The sequence below is a fragment of the Coxiella endosymbiont of Amblyomma nuttalli genome, assembly GCF_018107685.1.
Classification (GTDB): Bacteria; Pseudomonadota; Gammaproteobacteria; order Coxiellales; family Coxiellaceae; genus Coxiella.
The window spans coordinates 25,246-41,310 of the sequence record NZ_CP064834.1 but is presented as its reverse complement, the minus strand read 5'-3'; the positions used below and the strand labels follow the sequence as shown (position 1 = coordinate 41,310).

The following is a 16,065-nucleotide window of genomic DNA, read 5'->3' as shown; positions in this document are numbered from 1 at the left end:
TCGGTGGGTACCCAACCAAGAATGTCTGCAATATGCTGCTGATGATGCCGACGAGGATAATTTTCGAGTAATATTCTTTTCGTAAGAGCGTTTTTTTTTTCATAGTTTCGGCAGTTTTAGCACGATATTCTGTCATAGCAACACTAACCTGCTGAAAAAAGAGGAACATCAGAATGAAATAACAGAAAAAAAACAATTTTCTCAGCTTCACTGCCGGCATTTCTTTTAAAATAATTTTTACTAAGTTATGAATAATATTGTCTTAATATAGTAACCTCAATAAAGCAAAGTGTGCAAGGCAAACATTTTAGGTATTATAAGGATGATTATAAAGTAATAAATAATGCAGTTAGTAATTGCTAATTGAAAGATTTTCTTATCTCATAGGTGGTGTGAGTGTTCATTATTTTTTGTTCGTATATTGTAGTAGTCACATACCTAGCCTAGTTATAGATTTCTACCTAACAGAGTATCTTGTGATTTATTTGTCGCTACTTCTAGGAAACATTTATTATAGACTTGGTTTACGTGTTGCTTCGTTTATCTTTTAGGATTTTATTATTGACGGATTTTGCGGTAAAGCGTACGTTGATAGATTAAACTTTTTAAATACTGTTGTGATATACGCGTTTTATTACTTATTTGAACTTCTGACAGTCCCTTGAAAATTGAAGGCCATTAAAATTATACCTCAATTTATACTGGAGCTTTGCTATTGAGAGATATTTTTATTGTACGATTAGTATTTGGAAGGGTATTGAAATTCCATTATCAACAGCTGCATCGGTAGTACTCGAAAATTTTTTCCAGTTACTAATTGAGATGGTTAACATAACTTAATCGCAAACTTATATAATATCGCGACTATTATCCATGTAATAGCAATTAACAGTTGTTTTTATTTTGTTTGTTAGATTTTCAGATACCGTGTTCAGAATACATAATTTCTTAATAATCTTCTTTCATTGTTACTAGGATCGTTAGTATTAATTAACTTATTATTGATTAACTACTAAAGAAATGATTAGTTATCAGCAAGGATCAAGCATGGACCTTTTATTATAATAATAAGTGCATGAAATAAGTACATTAAAAAAGAAAAGTAAAATATTATTATTGATTTGATTCGATTTGGTTGGAACAACATTTAAAATGTCTGCTAGATCTGAAAATGTAATTGCATATAAAAAAATATTTAGGAATCTTGATATATGAGAGAGAGATGTTAATACTTTTCCTGTTACGTAAAAATTATGGTAGTTTATGGATCATTTAAGGTAACGCAAAGTGTTCTTAAATTGATATCGATGCTTTTGTGAAAAAAAAAGATAATTGCTTGAAAAAGTTGGGGTGTATTGTCAAGCATTTCACCATTAGGTGGTCAATTCTTAGTAAACGTTTTAAATGTTTTACGTGCATTTTTTAGAAAAATATTTTTTGAACCGAGTAACAATGAGTACTTATCTTTTAAAAACCACATTATTATTCTGGTAGTGATTAGCCTGAAGGCAAGGTTAGTATGCAGGCAAGTTACAGAGGATCATTGATTTAATTTAGGTATTACTGCAGAACTAAAATATTTAAGAAAAACGACTCGTCAACCACTTCCCAATGGTTCTAATTTCTTCAATGGAAATCTGATGTCCCATAGGATATGAATGCCATTCTATCAAATAATTTAGTTGTTTTAACCGTTGAAAAGCTTGGTAACCGAATATAAAAGGTAAAACTGGATCGGCATCACCATGTGCCATGAAAATAGGAGTATGGTGACTAGCCTGGCTGGCTTCTTCAGTAAGTTTATCAGCGAGAGGAAGGTAAGTAGATAAAGCGAAAATTCCTCCTAGTGGTTTTAAATAACGCAATCCCACATACAAAGCTACTGCACCACCCTGAGAAAATCCCGCTAAAACAATGTGTTCAGATGGTATGCCCTGTGCAATTTCTTCTTCAAGCAGTTTGTTAATAGATTGCTGTGTGTGAACAATACCAATTTCATCTTCTCGACGACTTAAATCTTCTAGATTATAAATGTCGTACCAGGCCCGCATCCGCACTTGGGCGTTGATGGTAATTGGCCTTAGAGGTGCGTGTGGGAATATGAAACGTAAGTAAAGATTTCGAGGTAAATTTAGTTGTGGGATGATACTAGTAAAATCATGGCCATCGGCACCCAATCCATGTAACCAAATAACACTGCCAATGGCTGTTTTAATTGGTGGAATAATGATTTTTTTTAGAGATTTGTTCATAACTATCCGCTAATATATCATCTCTAAAATATTTCTTGGATTTTTTTCGATCATTGATTATTGGTGGGATGGTAAAATTTATGAAGTTTTGCAGTAGTATGCAGCTATGAAAATATTCTTTTTTTTACCATGGATCATTATTGTAGGATTTTTCTTCGTCCTGCGTCGACTTAGCTGCTGCATTGACAAAAAAGAAAGTTTTGGTTTGGATAGAGTAGTTAGCTTACTGAGGAACAAAAGAAGTAAACAAAGTAACGGTGAAAAATGGAAAATCATATTGCTGATAATGATGGAAATAAGCTTTACTTTTATCCTGATTGGTTGTGGAGTTAGAGGTCCCTTATGTTTGTCAAAAAATATTCATACAAGTCAACAATCGATACAGAATGAAAATTAAATTCACAAAAATGCATACTTTAGGTAATGACTTTGTGGTGATTGATGCTACGAAACAATCAGTTACATTAACAACCTCGCAAATCCAAAAAATTGCAAATCGACGATTGGGTGTAGGATGCGATCAATTGTTAGTGATTGAATGCCCTAAAAAGAATGTGGTTCATTTTCATTTTCGTATTTTTAATGCTGACGGAAGTGAAGTAGGGCAATGTGGTAATGGAGCTTGTTGCATTGCACGATTCATTCGTGCACAAAAACTCAGTGATTATGATGAGCTTCTTATTTCTACGATTAATGATACATTAGAACTAAGAATTCGACCTGATGATAAGATATCTGTGAAAATGGGAATTCCACAATTTGATCCGCGAGATATCCCTTTTATTACAGCACAAATATCAAATACTTATGAAATTAAGGCGGAAGATCAAATTGTAAAGTTAGGTGTGGTCAATATCGGAAATCCGCATGCAATAATCCCTGTAGAGCATATTGATGCCGAACAAGTATCAATTCTTGGACTCTGTTTAAGTACGCATGAACTCTTTCCTGAAGGAATAAACGTTGGCTTCATGCGAGTTATTAATTCACAAACTATTCAGCTACGTGTCTATGAACGAGGGACAGGTGAAACTTTGGCTTGTGGTAGCGGGGCGTGCGCTGCTGTTGCCATAGGACGCCGTCTAGGCTTATTACAACAGAAACAAATTATGGTAAGCCAATCTGGTGGAAATTTAATCATCGATTGGCAAGGACCTCAAACTCCCATCATAATGACAGGTCCTGCGAAAAAGGTTTTTGAAGGCGAATGGTTGAATTAGGATCGTCTATTCTTAAAACTATAAGCCTTTAATTTTACTAAATTAAGCTAGTGTATTTTTTAAGCATTTTTCCCTTGCAGGTTTTACAATTTAATATAGAATGTGTGAACTTTTGACTGGACACGTTTAGACTTTTAGGAGACGAAAATGGCAGCATCGAAGATATTAAAAACAGAAACAGTGGCACTTGGAGTTTCACCTTATAAACTCGAAAATGGTGAAAAATATATGAATGACAAGCAATTGCAACATTTTCAGAAAATCTTGTTTGAGTGGAAAAGGCAATTAATGGAAGAAGTGGATTCTGTAGTAGTTCATTTAAAAGAGGAAGCTAATTCTTATGCAGATCCACTGGACCGCGCGGGTCAAGAACAGGGTTTTAATTTAGAATTACGTACAGTAGATCGTGAGCGAAAACTGATTAAGAAAATTGAACAAGCGCTAGATGCCATTGATGACAAAGAATATGGTTATTGTAAGGATTGTGGCGCTGAAATTGGTATTCGTCGATTAGAGGCTCGTCCTACAGCAACTAAATGTATTGACTGCAAGACGTTTGAAGAAATCCGGGAGAAACAGTCTGGTGGATAAACTTTTCATCCGCAATCTTAGGGTACTCGCGTGGGTGGGCATTTTCCCCTATGAAAAAATAGCAGCACAGACGGTTTTGCTTGATATTGTTTTTAGTGTTGATACTAAGTACGCCGCTAGTTCTGATGATCTGAAACATACCATCGATTATGCTAGTATTCGTGAAAGTATCATTGAATTCTTAAATCAGAATCGATTTAATTTGGTTGAGACCTTAGCTGATCGATGTGCAAATTTTTTATTGAATCGGTTTAGTATCCAGTGGTTGCAATTGAGTGTCACGAAGCTTTTTGTTTTTGATGATGCACAAGGAGGGGCCGGAGTCATTATTGAGCGAATGCGGGCATAGGACATCTTGCTCCCACATCCAAATCGTTCACGATTTTAACTAAAATGAACACTAACTCTGCAGTTTCCATTTTTAGTAGGAATAATGATTACCTTTAAAATGTCAGTAGTTTTGGTCGGCTATCCGCATGACTGCATTTAGTGGATGTGAAAAGAATCCCACATTTTTACGACAATCATAATTATGCAGATAATCCGTCATATGCATAATCGAGCTATTACAATATTGGGTGATTAAGAATAATTTGTACTATCTATCGTAGGAAAGTGGCAAAGTAGTAGGATATTTATTTTAGTGTTTAGTGTTTAATGAAATTCAATTCAATTATTTCCAAAGATTGGTAAATTTGAAGATAGTACTACACCTAAAGACAAGAAAAACCAATAGTGGAGCTTCATACTATCCGTCATATATATCAATTATATGTACTAAAAGTATAGTCATATCATCTCTTAGTTTCGTGAATGATTGGAGGAATCATTGGTTAGAGAATGAGAACTGAAAATTAGAATCTGGAAAGATTAGAATCTGGAATTAGAAAAAGCTTACGGCAGATGATAAACTCAAATCAAATATTAAATCAAACCAAGTAAGATTGTGACAGTCTGTTTATATAAAGAAAGTGTGTGACTATTATTGTCTACTAAAAGTAGATCTGTATGATTAAGAATTCTTTAATTGTAAAATTAAATATATTATCTCATCGGTATACAGAGATAAATGATTTATTGAGTGATCCCGATATTATGAGCGATCAGAGTCGTTATTGTAAATTGGGTAAAGAATATGCACAACTGGAGCCTATCGTAGGATGTTTCCAGAAATTTCAGCAAAACGCAAAAGCGCTCGAAGCTACGAGAAAAATGATTTCAGAAAAAGATTCTGAACTAAAAAAATTAGCAGAAGAAGAATTGGATAGATTAATCATGACAAAAAATGATCTAGAAGACCAATTAAAATTATTGTTGATACCCAAGGATCCCAATGATGAGCGCAATGTTTTTCTTGAAATTCGTGCAGGTGCTGGAGGAAATGAGGCAGCTATTTTTGCTGGTGATTTATTTCGAATGTATGGACGATATGTAGAAAAAAATGGGTGGGATATGGCAGTGGTATCCTACAATGAAAGCGAGCGCGGTGGTTTTAAAGAGATTATTGCACGAGTGGCTGGTGATGGGGTTTATTCGCAATTAAAATTTGAATCTGGTGCGCATCGAGTACAACGTGTACCCGTAACCGAATCACAGGGACGCATTCATACATCGGCATGTACCGTGGCTGTAATGCCTGAAGTAGAAGAAATTGATCAAATTGAAATTAATCCGACAGAATTGCGTATTGATACTTATCGTGCCTCTGGCGCAGGGGGGCAGCATGTCAACCGAACCGATTCGGCTGTGCGTATTACACATCTTCCGACAGGTATAGTGGTAGGGTGTCAGGATGAGCGTTCACAGCACAAAAATAAAGCGCGGGCGATGTCTTTATTACAATCCAAACTTTTAAATACTGAACGCGCGAAGCAAGAATGGGAACAAGCAGTGCAACGAAAATTATTGGTAGGCAGCGGTGACCGATCCGAACGAATTCGCACTTATAATTTCCCGAGAGGACGAATCACTGATCATCGTATTAATTTGACGCTTTATCGGTTAAATGAAGTGATGGAAGGAGATTTAAACTTTGTAATTGAACCGTTACTTCGCGAATTACAAGCAGAACAACTAGCGGCATTAAGCGAGATAAGTAAAGAATGAAAGTGTAGCTTTCAAATAAAGCAGAGATGATGAAAATCAAAAGCGTAATAACGGTATGACTATCGTTAAGAAAGTAATTAGAAATATTTCTTGTCAATTGGATATATGTTCAGAAACACCATATTTAGATGCGGCAGTATTAGTAAGTCATGTTCTTGAAAAGTCCCGCGTTGAATTATTTACTCATCCGGACATGCAAATCATGTCCATACAAAGAAAACAATTAACGAATTATGTAAATCGACGAATTTCAGGTGAACCGATGGCCTATATTTTAGGAGCAAAAGAGTTCTGGTCGCTTAACTTAACAGTAACACCGGATGTACTAATTCCTCGTCCTGAAACGGAAATGTTAGTAGAGTGGATCTTAAAAAATTTACCAAAAGACGCAACACTGCGAGTTGCTGATTTAGGTACGGGATCCGGCAATATTGCGATCGCTATTGCTTCAGAGCGACCTCATTGGGAGATCACTGCTGTTGATAATTCTAAAAAAGCCTTAAAAGTAGCAAAAATCAATGCTAAGAAACACCATATCCGAAATATTAATTTTTATTTTAGTGAATGGTGTCAAGCCTTAACGCGGTTAAATTATCATGTCATCATTGGAAATCCACCTTACATTCCTAATTATGATAAACATTTGCAGCAATTAAAATATGAACCTCTCAACGCTTTGGCTAGTGGTCCAGACGGATTATCCTCAATTAAAATAATTATTGAAGAAGCGAAATCGTATTTAACTAATGATGGTTGGTTATTACTCGAACATGGGTTTGATCAATCACAAAAGATTGTTGACTTGATGCAAAAAGCCCATTACCACGAAATTCAGGATCACGTCGATCTCGCTAGTTTACCGCGGATGATTGTTGCTAGGGGATAAGACTAATAAGACTTCTTAATTATATTACTCATCATATTTTAATTTTTGAAACTATTTACCAAGACACGCTTAATTAGCTAATTTTTCAGATTAAATACGTTACTTGTAAATACATTTCTCTACCGTCTGATCCAAAATCAATGGTTCCACACCAAAAAATTGCCGAGCAAAAGATTACCTTTGAATTTTATACAGGGTTTTAGAGATCAATAAGAAAAATATGGGAGATGATTTCTTGTAACTCTAAGGACGTACTGCAAGAATTACAGCCAATAACACCAACCAATACCAATAATTATAATGTTTCTGTTATGTTACAAATTTTTTTGTCAATAACAGAATCGGTCTTAAAAGAAGATTAAGCGAAAAATTTTTTTGATAAATTACTCCGTCGATTATGTTTATTAAGTAGATCAAATCATAAATCATATCTAGTTGCCGTAATTCGTAAAAATATTTCTTCTCAATCTGATTTTTATTTATTCATGTCAGTTCTTCTAAGTTTTCTAGTTTTCTGCATCTGAAACAGTTACAAGTCATAATTTATTGCTTTATTGACAAAATAAGTACCCCTCAGTTCTGATGAGCGAATGAAAATTTGTTATCAGCCCAATGTGTTTACAACATTATTTATTATCTATGAATTAAATATGAGTCAAATCTGACAAGTCAGTATTATAACATTGTTTGCTGATTGTGACTTAAAAATGAGGAACGTGGATTAAGCCTTATATCGGTAAGTATTGAGTCAATTGTCATACGGGGAAGAAAAATTATCCATCATTTGTCTTTTATCATTGTAGACCGCTTGAATATTAGAGGAAACTAGTATTTGATCAAGTATTGTATATTATAGGTAGTACTTGAAGGCAACATAATTGTATTCAATGCCTTAATTTGCATTTCCGATAATACATGCTGTTGCGCAATGATTAAGTAATCTACATAATCGTCAATGCCTGATGTTGAAAATGATTTTAGCGAGTCAAAATCTAAATAAATTAGAGAAAATACAAGACTCATTGAGCAAATACAAGATTTATTATGCGTATTTACAAATAAAATGTATCACAAAAGCGAATTAATATCCTTGGGGTACGGAGAATAAGAACTATGTTTGTTAAGAATTCGATCATTAAAGTGTGTCATGTAGCGGAACGCACGGGGGATTTCTAGTATTATAGCCTTGATATGCACAGACAAGCTTGTGGGCACACAGTCTCTCGTCGTGTCTTTCAATTGGGGCTACCAGAAGTATATTTCATCGCGTTATGCGGGTAAAAACGCTAGTAATTCTCTTCTGATATATCATCAAAAGGTGTTAAAAGAACTTATGTGGTTAGTGTTGAAAATAGAAGTGTCTACTTTTATTGTACAATGGCTTCTATGGAAATGGAAAATGGAAATAATTCCGCGTCCCTTATCACTTTCTGTGATTTTCGGTTTACTATTTGCACATGATGAACGCCTTGGATAATTTATATCTTAAGTGCGTTAATTAGTATCGATAATACTCCGATTTGAAAGGACCTTCTGGACTAATGCCAATATAATCAGCTTGTTGGGTTGTTAATTTTGTTAGCTTAGCGCCCACATGCCTCAAATGAAGACGGGCTACTTCTTCATCTAAATGTTTAGGTAAAAGGTAAACGCCAATAGGATATTTTTCCGGATGTTGCCAAAGTTCTATTTGTGCGAGTATTTGATTGGTGAACGAGTTAGACATTACTAAGCTAGGATGGCCCGTTGCACAACCCAAATTAACTAAGCGACCTTTGGCAAGAATTATTAAGCGTTTTCCATCTGGAAAAATCACTTGATCCACTTGAGGCTTGATGTTAACCCAAGGATGTTTTGCAAGAGAAGCGATATCAATTTCTTTATCAAAATGACCGATATTACATACAATCGCCTGATCCTTCATCTTTGACATGTGATCGTAGGTAATAACAGTAGTATTTCCAGTCGCTGTTACGAAAATGTCTGCTTGAGTGGCGATTTCATCCATTGTTATGACTCGATAACCTTCCATCGCTGCTTGTAAAGCACAAATAGGATCAATTTCTGTGATGTAAATAGTAGCACCATAAGCACGTAAGGATTGCGCACATCCTTTACCAACATCGCCGTAACCACAAATGACAACTTGTTTACCAGCGATCATAACATCTGTTGCTCGTTTGAGGGAATCGACGAGTGATTCACGACAACCGTAAAGATTATCGAATTTTGATTTCGTAACAGAATCATTCACATTAATGGCGGCAAATTTTAGCGTATTTTCCTTCATCATTTTATAAAGACGATGTACTCCAGTTGTAGTTTCCTCTGACACTCCTCGAATGTTTTTACATAATTCTGGATGTTTTTGGAGCACATAGGCTGTTAAATCACCTCCATCATCTAACAAGAGATTAGGCGTCCAGCTATTAGATCCTTTAAGGGTTGCAGAGATACATTTCCAATATTCTTCTTCCGTTTCTCCTTTCCAGGCAAAAACCGGGATACCTTCTTTAGCAATAGCCGCAGCTGCGTGGTTTTGAGTGGAGAAAATATTGCAAGATGACCAGCGAACTTCTGCACCTAAGATAAGTAAGGTTTCGATTAAAACCGCAGTCTGAATAGTCATGTGAATACAGCCAGCAATACGTGCACCCTTTAGAGGTTGGCTTGTTTTGTATTGTTCTCGGACGGCTATTAATCCCGGCATTTCCGTTTCAGCAATTTCAATTTCCTTTCGACCCCATTCAGCTAGGCCAATGTCCGCAATTCGATAATCTTTTACTATGCTTATTGCCACCATAATACACTTCTTTCTTTTCTTTTTCTCCATTTACCTCCATTATTTCTTGATCCTCATCTGAGGAAACTGGAGATCATTTTAATTAGGTCATAGATTAATTCGCGCGATTAAGCTATTATGTGCGAATGGAAAAACGTCATTGTTCTTCCTCAATAAGCGTCGTTATATGTTCAGTCATACTAGATAATCCAGCCGCTTCGCGAAGTGCTTCTGCTTTATCTACTCGTTCCCACTCAAATTCCGTCTCTTCTCTACCAAAATGTCCATAAGCAGCAGTAGCTTTATAAATAGGACGTAATAAGTTTAACGCTCGAATGATACCAGCAGGTCGAAGATCAAAATATTCTGTAATCAATCGCCGCATATGAGCTTCATCAATTTTTCCTGTTCTAAAGGTTTCAACACTAATGGAAGTAGGCTCAGTAATGCCAATGGCATAGGAAATCTGCACTTCGCATCGCTCAGCTAATCCAGCAGCTACAATATTTTTCGCGATATAACGGGCGGCATAAGCACCAGAACGATCGACCTTCGAGGGATCTTTACCTGAGAAACATCCTCCACCATGCCGAACCATTCCGCCATAAGTATCTACGATAATTTTTCGACCAGTCAATCCGCAATCGCCTACAGGTCCACCGATAACAAAACGCCCTGCAGGGTTAATCAGAAAACGAGTGCGTTTATTAATCCATTTTTTTGGCATGACAGGCTTTATAATTTCTTCGATGACCGCTTCTCTTAATTCTTTTTGTTGAATATCTGGATTATGTTGAGTGGAAAAAACGATACAAGTGGCAGCCACTGGGATACCATTTTCATAACGCAGCGTTACTTGTGATTTCGCGTCCGGACGAAGCCAGGTAAGAGCACTCTCCTTGCGTAATTGTGCTTGTCGTCGCATTAAGCGGTGAGCGTAAGTAATTGGAGCAGGCATAAAGACGTTTGTCTCTCGTGAAGCATATCCAAACATCAAACCCTGGTCACCGGCTCCCAGTTCTTTATCTGCTTGTTTGGCTATCCCCATGGATATATCGGGTGACTGTTTACCAATCGCAGAAATTACAGCGCAGGTTTCACCATCAAACCCAATATGCGGATCGTTATAACCAATTTGTAAAACTGTATTACGTGTGATTTGTTCAATATCAGCCCAAGCACTTGTAGTGATTTCACCTGCCACAAAAACCATTCCAGATTTAACTACAGCCTCACAAGCTACACGGCTGTGAGGATCTTGTGCGATAAGCACATCTAAAATAGCATCTGAAATTTGATCTGCTACTTTATCAGGATGACCTTCAGAAACAGATTCCGAGGTAAATAAAGTGGTGTGCACCATAATGCATGCCATTAAAAATGAAATAAGTGATTTTAGCAATAAAATTTTCAATAAATTGCTTTATTTTCTTTCGTAAAAATGCAGTTTACGATATTTTAAGTAATGAACCTTAAATACGGTTGGACAATGACCTATCTTCTACTTTTTAGTTGTCTCATAAAATTAATTATCTCATAACGTCAGAAGAAAGCTATAAGAAAGATTGAATTATAAAAGCAACCTAAAAATCGGAGCATACTACACATTGGTTTATGCAGCACAAATCGATTATTGGTTAATATGCCAATACTTAAAAAAATGAATGAAAATAAAACACTTATTATGTTGTAGAATGATAATATGGAATGAGTCAACAATGATCTATATCATAACTATGGAGACCCTAATTATCTCTGTTTTATGTTTAAACTGTAATCCAGATTGCCTGTCTATAGATCTCATAACTAGGTTCATTTCCTATCCTATATCAAGTAATTCAGTGTGCACCTAATAGAATTATAGATCATCTTCCTTAGTAAGGAAGCACTGCATGTATCTATCATAGATTCGTATACTCCTCTTGCAAATGAATCTTAAAAAGTATCATATGTAAGTAAGGAAAATACCTAAAAAGATCACCAATCCTACGTAATTGTTACTACGAAAAGCCGCAAAACAATTTTCAGGTTTTCGATAACGGATCAATACTTGCTGATAAATCATGAACCCCAAGGCAATTAAAAGCCCCAGATAAAACCAATAATTCAAGCTCAAAAACATCCCTAACATGCCAAATAATAGCAACATTCCTCCCTGCAATAATCCGATTATTAAACGATCATAGTGTCCAAATAAGATAGCCATTGACTTTACGCCAATTTTAAAATCATCTTCTCGATCCATTATCGCGTATTGCGTATCATACGTTATCGGCCATAATACCGCTGTTACAAATAAAAACCAGGCTATTTTAGGAACAACTCCCTGCTCTGCTGCGAATGCTATCGGGACACCCCATGAGAAAGTCAGTCCTAACCAAAATTGAGTCAAATAAGTCACTCTTTTTAAAAATGGATAAATAACTATCAATATAATCCCTACTATCGCTAACTCTATCACCAAACGGTTTAATAACCCTGCAAGAACTAAAGCAAATAAACATAAAATTCCAAACAACATTATTGCTTCAATAATTCCCACTGTACCTACAGCAAGTGGACGTAATTGAGTGCGTTGTACATACTTATCAATATTTCGGTCAATAAGATCATTCATAACACATCCTGCCGCCCGCATAATGACAACACCCAAAATAAAAATGACCAGTATTTTAAGAGATGGTATTCCACCTGCTGCCAACCACAAAGCCCATAAGGTTGGCCACAACAACAGAAAAATACCGATTGGTTTATCAAATCGCATCAATTGAAAATAGTGACGTATGTTAATCATAGACTAGGCTTTATTTTTGGTAGAGTAGGAAAACACACATTCACTAGCAAAATAGCTTTTTGTTTCTTTAGTAAAGACGAGAGTGATTTAGGATGATGTTTCATGTAGTCTTTTCAAATTTAAATTCGCTACAGCTTAAATAAGGATCTACAAACGAGAAGCCATACTTAAAGCTACTAAGCCCTCCTTTGTGTGGGGATTATAGGATTATATATGTGCCATTGATTATATATGCCATTATTATATATATTATGTTCATACAATAATAAATTTATCTTTATCTTTCGTGCCGTTCTAAATCAAAATTGTTGCATTCAGTTTATTTAAATGAATCATTCTGCAATTGCCTAATGTTTGGATCTAGGGTTTAGGGTTGTCGCATCACTCGACACGATCATTTTCGCTATTTCACTGTACCGAACCTTACTAAATGTCAATAGGGAACGCACGTGACTCATGTCTAATTGTTCTTCTTCCACTCAGATACGACGAGAATACCTGATTTAACTTTAATAAAAAACATAACCGATTGGTCATACTAGCGTGAACTCTATGATATATGATAACTGTACCTCTAGTATAGTTGGTGAGCTCTTCATTAGTAGACAATAAATCCATATCTAATCCAATTGGAACGTAGTATCTTGTCTCACGTATCGTTAATCGACTTTGCATTTCCTTACGGACACAAGCTGATTAACAAAATTTTGTTGTTTTAAATAAAATAAATTCACTAAATTAATGGTGGTTTTACCTACTCTACCTTCTAGTTAACGATTGCAATTATACTTGTTTTCAATTTCAACAAGATGACGCTCTGCATTTAAACCTGGCACTGTTAAACGATGTACGAAAAAAGGCTGTGCAATGATTTGTAACTCCTCTTTTGGATAACTGCCTTTCATTATAAACCATCTCCCCAGTGGACAGAGTAAATATTGGGTTTGATCCACAATAAGTCTTAGACTACCAAAAGCACGACATGTAATTGCGTCAAAACTCAATGCTGCTCGGTAGCCTGGGACACGTGCTTGCACAACAGCAACATTGGATATTTTAAATCGATGAATGGCTTGAAGCAAAAAAGCGGATCTCTTGTTTTTGCTATCGAGTAAAGTAAATTGTTTATTTGGATAGGCTAACGCCAGTGGGATTCCCGGAAAACCTGCTCCACTACCCACATCTAAAATCGTTTTTCCCTTAAAATAAGGGATGATAGATAAACTATCTAGAAGATGGTAGGTTATCATATTTCCTACGTCAGTAATTGCAGTGAGATTATAAGCTTGATTCCATTTTTGTAGGAAAATAAGAAAGTCAAGCAATGTTTGCTGAGTAGTTTCTGGAATTGCTAGTTTTAATTCAGCAATTCCTTTTTTAAGTTTTTCTTTCATTCTTACTTTTTTCGCTAAACCCTTGCTACTAAAAAAACCGGTCATTTCTAGGATAACTAACGGTTAGGTTTAATAGCAAGCAAGGTAACCACTGAATAATATAGATAATTCAGCACAAACCATTACTTTAATTCTCGTTTTTTCTTCAGATAAACAAGCAATAGAGAAATCGCAGCTGGAGTAATACCAGGAATTCGTGTAGCTTGCCCAAGAGTAGTTGGTTTAATTTGATTGAGCTTTTGTCGTACCTCATTAGATAATCCAGTGACTTCATTGTAATTAATACATGCTGGAATATGCGCAGATTCGTATTTTTTCTGACGAGCGATCTCAGCTAATTGATGAGTTAAATAACCCTCATATTTTGCTTGTATATCGATCTGCTCTGCGATAGCAGCATCATCTACAGCAGGGCCCAAATCTTCTATCTGCATTAGTTCAAAATAAGTAATCTCAGGACGACGCAAAAGATCCATTACAGAGTATTCTCGTTCTACATGTTGTTGAAAGCGTTCACGAATTTTTTCGGCAATGACCGACTTAGGTTGAACCCATTGTTGTCTCAAACGTTGTTGTTCTTTTTCAAGGAATTCTCGTTTACGAGAAAAAAAATCCCAACGTTCATCATCAATACAACCTAACTCACGTCCCTTTTCTGTTAAACGCAAGTCAGCGTTATCTTGCCTTAATATCAGTCTGTATTCTGCACGACTTGTGAACATGCGATAAGGCTCATTTGTTCCACGGGTTGTTAAATCATCTATTAGTACACCAATGTAAGCTTCATCTCTTGTAGGCACCCATGGTTCCCTTTCCTGAATCTGTAAAGCGGCGTTGATCCCCGCTATTAAACCTTGTGCGGCAGCTTCTTCATATCCAGTGGTACCGTTAATTTGTCCAGCAAAATAAAGCCCTGAAATACATTTGGTTTCTAGAGACGGTTTTAAATCACGGGGATCAAAGAAATCATATTCAATAGCATAACCCGGACGGGTAATATGACAACTTTCCAACCCTTTTATGCTGTGAATAAATTTTGACTGTACTTCAAAGGATAGGCTAGTTGAGATCCCGCTGGGATAAATTTCGTGTGTATTCAGTCCTTCTGGTTCTAAAAATAACTGATGTGATTGCCGATCCGAGAATCGAACCACCTTATCTTCAATGGATGGGCAATAACGCGGTCCAACGCCTTCGATAGTACCCAAAAAAAGTGGTGACGTTTTTAATCCAGAGCGAATAATATTATGTGTTTTTTCATTAGTATGAGTGATAAAACAAGAAAGTTGTTTTGGGTGTTCTTGTACCCTTCCCAAATAAGACATCATCGGCACGGGTTGATCACCTGGCTGTTCTTCTAATTGAGAATAATTGATTGTGCGTCCGTCAATACGCGGTGGAGTGCCTGTTTTTAATCGCTTAACGAAAAAAGGCATAGCGCGTAATCTCTTAGCTAGTGTAATAGAAGAAGGATCACCCATTCGACCCCCACTTCTATTTTCCATACCGATATGAATTTTCCCTCCTAAAAAAGTCCCCACTGTCAAAACCACAGCAGGTGCATAAAATAGAAGGCCCATTTGAGTATCAATACCTACTACTCTACTGTTTTTTATGATTAAATCATCAACTGCTTGTTGAAGCAACCATAAATCAGGTTGATTCTCCAATGCATTTCGAACAGCAGATTTGTATAAGACCCGATCCGTCTGCGCCCGAGTAGCTCTAACGGCAGGGCCTTTTCTTACATTCAGTGTGCGAAAATGAATGCCGGCCTGATCGGCCGCATAGGCCATGATTCCCCCTAATGCATCAATCTCCTTTACTAAGTGTGTCTTACCAATCCCACCAATGGAAGGATTACAAGACATCTGACCTAATGTTTCGATATTGTGCGTAACCAATAAAGTTTTGGCGCCCATGCGCGCTGAACCCAATGCAGCTTCAGTACCTGCGTGTCCACCGCCAACAATAATTACATCAAATTGTCTAATGATGCTTTTCATATACAGGATCTTATCACAAGCAAATCTTATTTAT

Annotated in this window: 12 protein-coding genes; 6 read left to right on the top strand and 6 right to left on the bottom strand. The window is 36.2% G+C overall.

Translation table 11 applies throughout. The features are described 5' to 3' along the window. Window positions 1–1,580: 1,580 nt before the first annotated feature. Entirely contained in the window at window positions 1,581–2,252 is a 672-nt protein-coding gene (locus CEAn_RS00140; protein WP_211923845.1) for an alpha/beta hydrolase, read from the bottom strand. 386 nt (window positions 2,253–2,638) lie between these two features. On the opposite strand from CEAn_RS00140, the gene dapF reads away from it, so the two are divergent. The 6 genes from dapF (at window position 2,639) to CEAn_RS00110 (ending at window position 8,532) form a co-directional block, all read left to right on the top strand. Then, a complete protein-coding gene (gene dapF, locus CEAn_RS00135) occupies window positions 2,639–3,472 on the top strand; it encodes a diaminopimelate epimerase (RefSeq protein WP_211923844.1) in 834 nt (277 codons plus the stop codon). Window positions 3,473–3,619: 147 nt separating this feature from the next. Next, window positions 3,620–4,063 carry an RNA polymerase-binding protein DksA gene (gene dksA, locus CEAn_RS00130; protein WP_211923843.1) on the top strand — a complete coding sequence of 148 codons (444 nt, stop codon included), beginning with the start codon at window positions 3,620–3,622 and terminating at the stop codon, window positions 4,061–4,063. Further along, window positions 4,056–4,412, top strand: a complete 357-nt coding sequence (folB, locus tag CEAn_RS00125; RefSeq protein WP_211923842.1) for a dihydroneopterin aldolase — start codon at window positions 4,056–4,058, stop codon at window positions 4,410–4,412. Before dksA ends, folB begins: the two co-directional genes overlap by 8 nt. A 662-nt stretch (window positions 4,413–5,074) precedes the next feature. Then, window positions 5,075–6,169 (top strand): peptide chain release factor 1, encoded by a 1,095-nt coding sequence (prfA, locus tag CEAn_RS00120; protein WP_211924113.1) that lies wholly within the window; start codon window positions 5,075–5,077, stop codon window positions 6,167–6,169. Window positions 6,170–6,224: 55 nt separating this feature from the next. Continuing rightward, a complete protein-coding gene (prmC, locus tag CEAn_RS00115; protein WP_211923841.1) occupies window positions 6,225–7,055 on the top strand; it encodes a peptide chain release factor N(5)-glutamine methyltransferase in 831 nt (276 codons plus the stop codon). A 1,207-nt stretch (window positions 7,056–8,262) separates the two neighbouring features. Continuing rightward, window positions 8,263–8,532 (top strand): hypothetical protein, encoded by a 270-nt coding sequence (locus CEAn_RS00110; protein ID WP_211923840.1) that lies wholly within the window; start codon window positions 8,263–8,265, stop codon window positions 8,530–8,532. A gap of 21 nt (window positions 8,533–8,553) precedes the next feature. On the opposite strand, the gene ahcY is transcribed toward CEAn_RS00110, so the two are convergent. The 5 genes from ahcY to mnmG all read right to left on the bottom strand — a co-directional run bounded on the left by ahcY (window position 8,554) and on the right by mnmG (window position 16,031). Beyond that, window positions 8,554–9,858, bottom strand: coding sequence for an adenosylhomocysteinase (gene ahcY / locus CEAn_RS00105; RefSeq protein ID WP_211924112.1), 1,305 nt, complete (start codon window positions 9,856–9,858; stop codon window positions 8,554–8,556). A gap of 136 nt (window positions 9,859–9,994) precedes the next feature. After that, window positions 9,995–11,200 carry a methionine adenosyltransferase gene (gene metK / locus CEAn_RS00100; protein WP_211923839.1) on the bottom strand — a complete coding sequence of 402 codons (1,206 nt, stop codon included), beginning with the start codon at window positions 11,198–11,200 and terminating at the stop codon, window positions 9,995–9,997. A 582-nt stretch (window positions 11,201–11,782) separates the two neighbouring features. Beyond that, entirely contained in the window at window positions 11,783–12,631 is an 849-nt protein-coding gene (ubiA, locus tag CEAn_RS00095; RefSeq protein ID WP_211923838.1) for a 4-hydroxybenzoate octaprenyltransferase, read from the bottom strand. Window positions 12,632–13,401: 770 nt separating this feature from the next. Beyond that, the gene (gene rsmG / locus CEAn_RS00090; protein ID WP_211923837.1) at window positions 13,402–14,025 is read right to left on the bottom strand and encodes a 16S rRNA (guanine(527)-N(7))-methyltransferase RsmG; all 624 of its coding nucleotides are present in this window, start codon (window positions 14,023–14,025) and stop codon (window positions 13,402–13,404) included. A gap of 122 nt (window positions 14,026–14,147) precedes the next feature. Then, a complete protein-coding gene (gene mnmG / locus CEAn_RS00085; RefSeq protein ID WP_211923836.1) occupies window positions 14,148–16,031 on the bottom strand; it encodes a tRNA uridine-5-carboxymethylaminomethyl(34) synthesis enzyme MnmG in 1,884 nt (627 codons plus the stop codon). Between the last annotated feature and the right edge of the window lie 34 nt (window positions 16,032–16,065).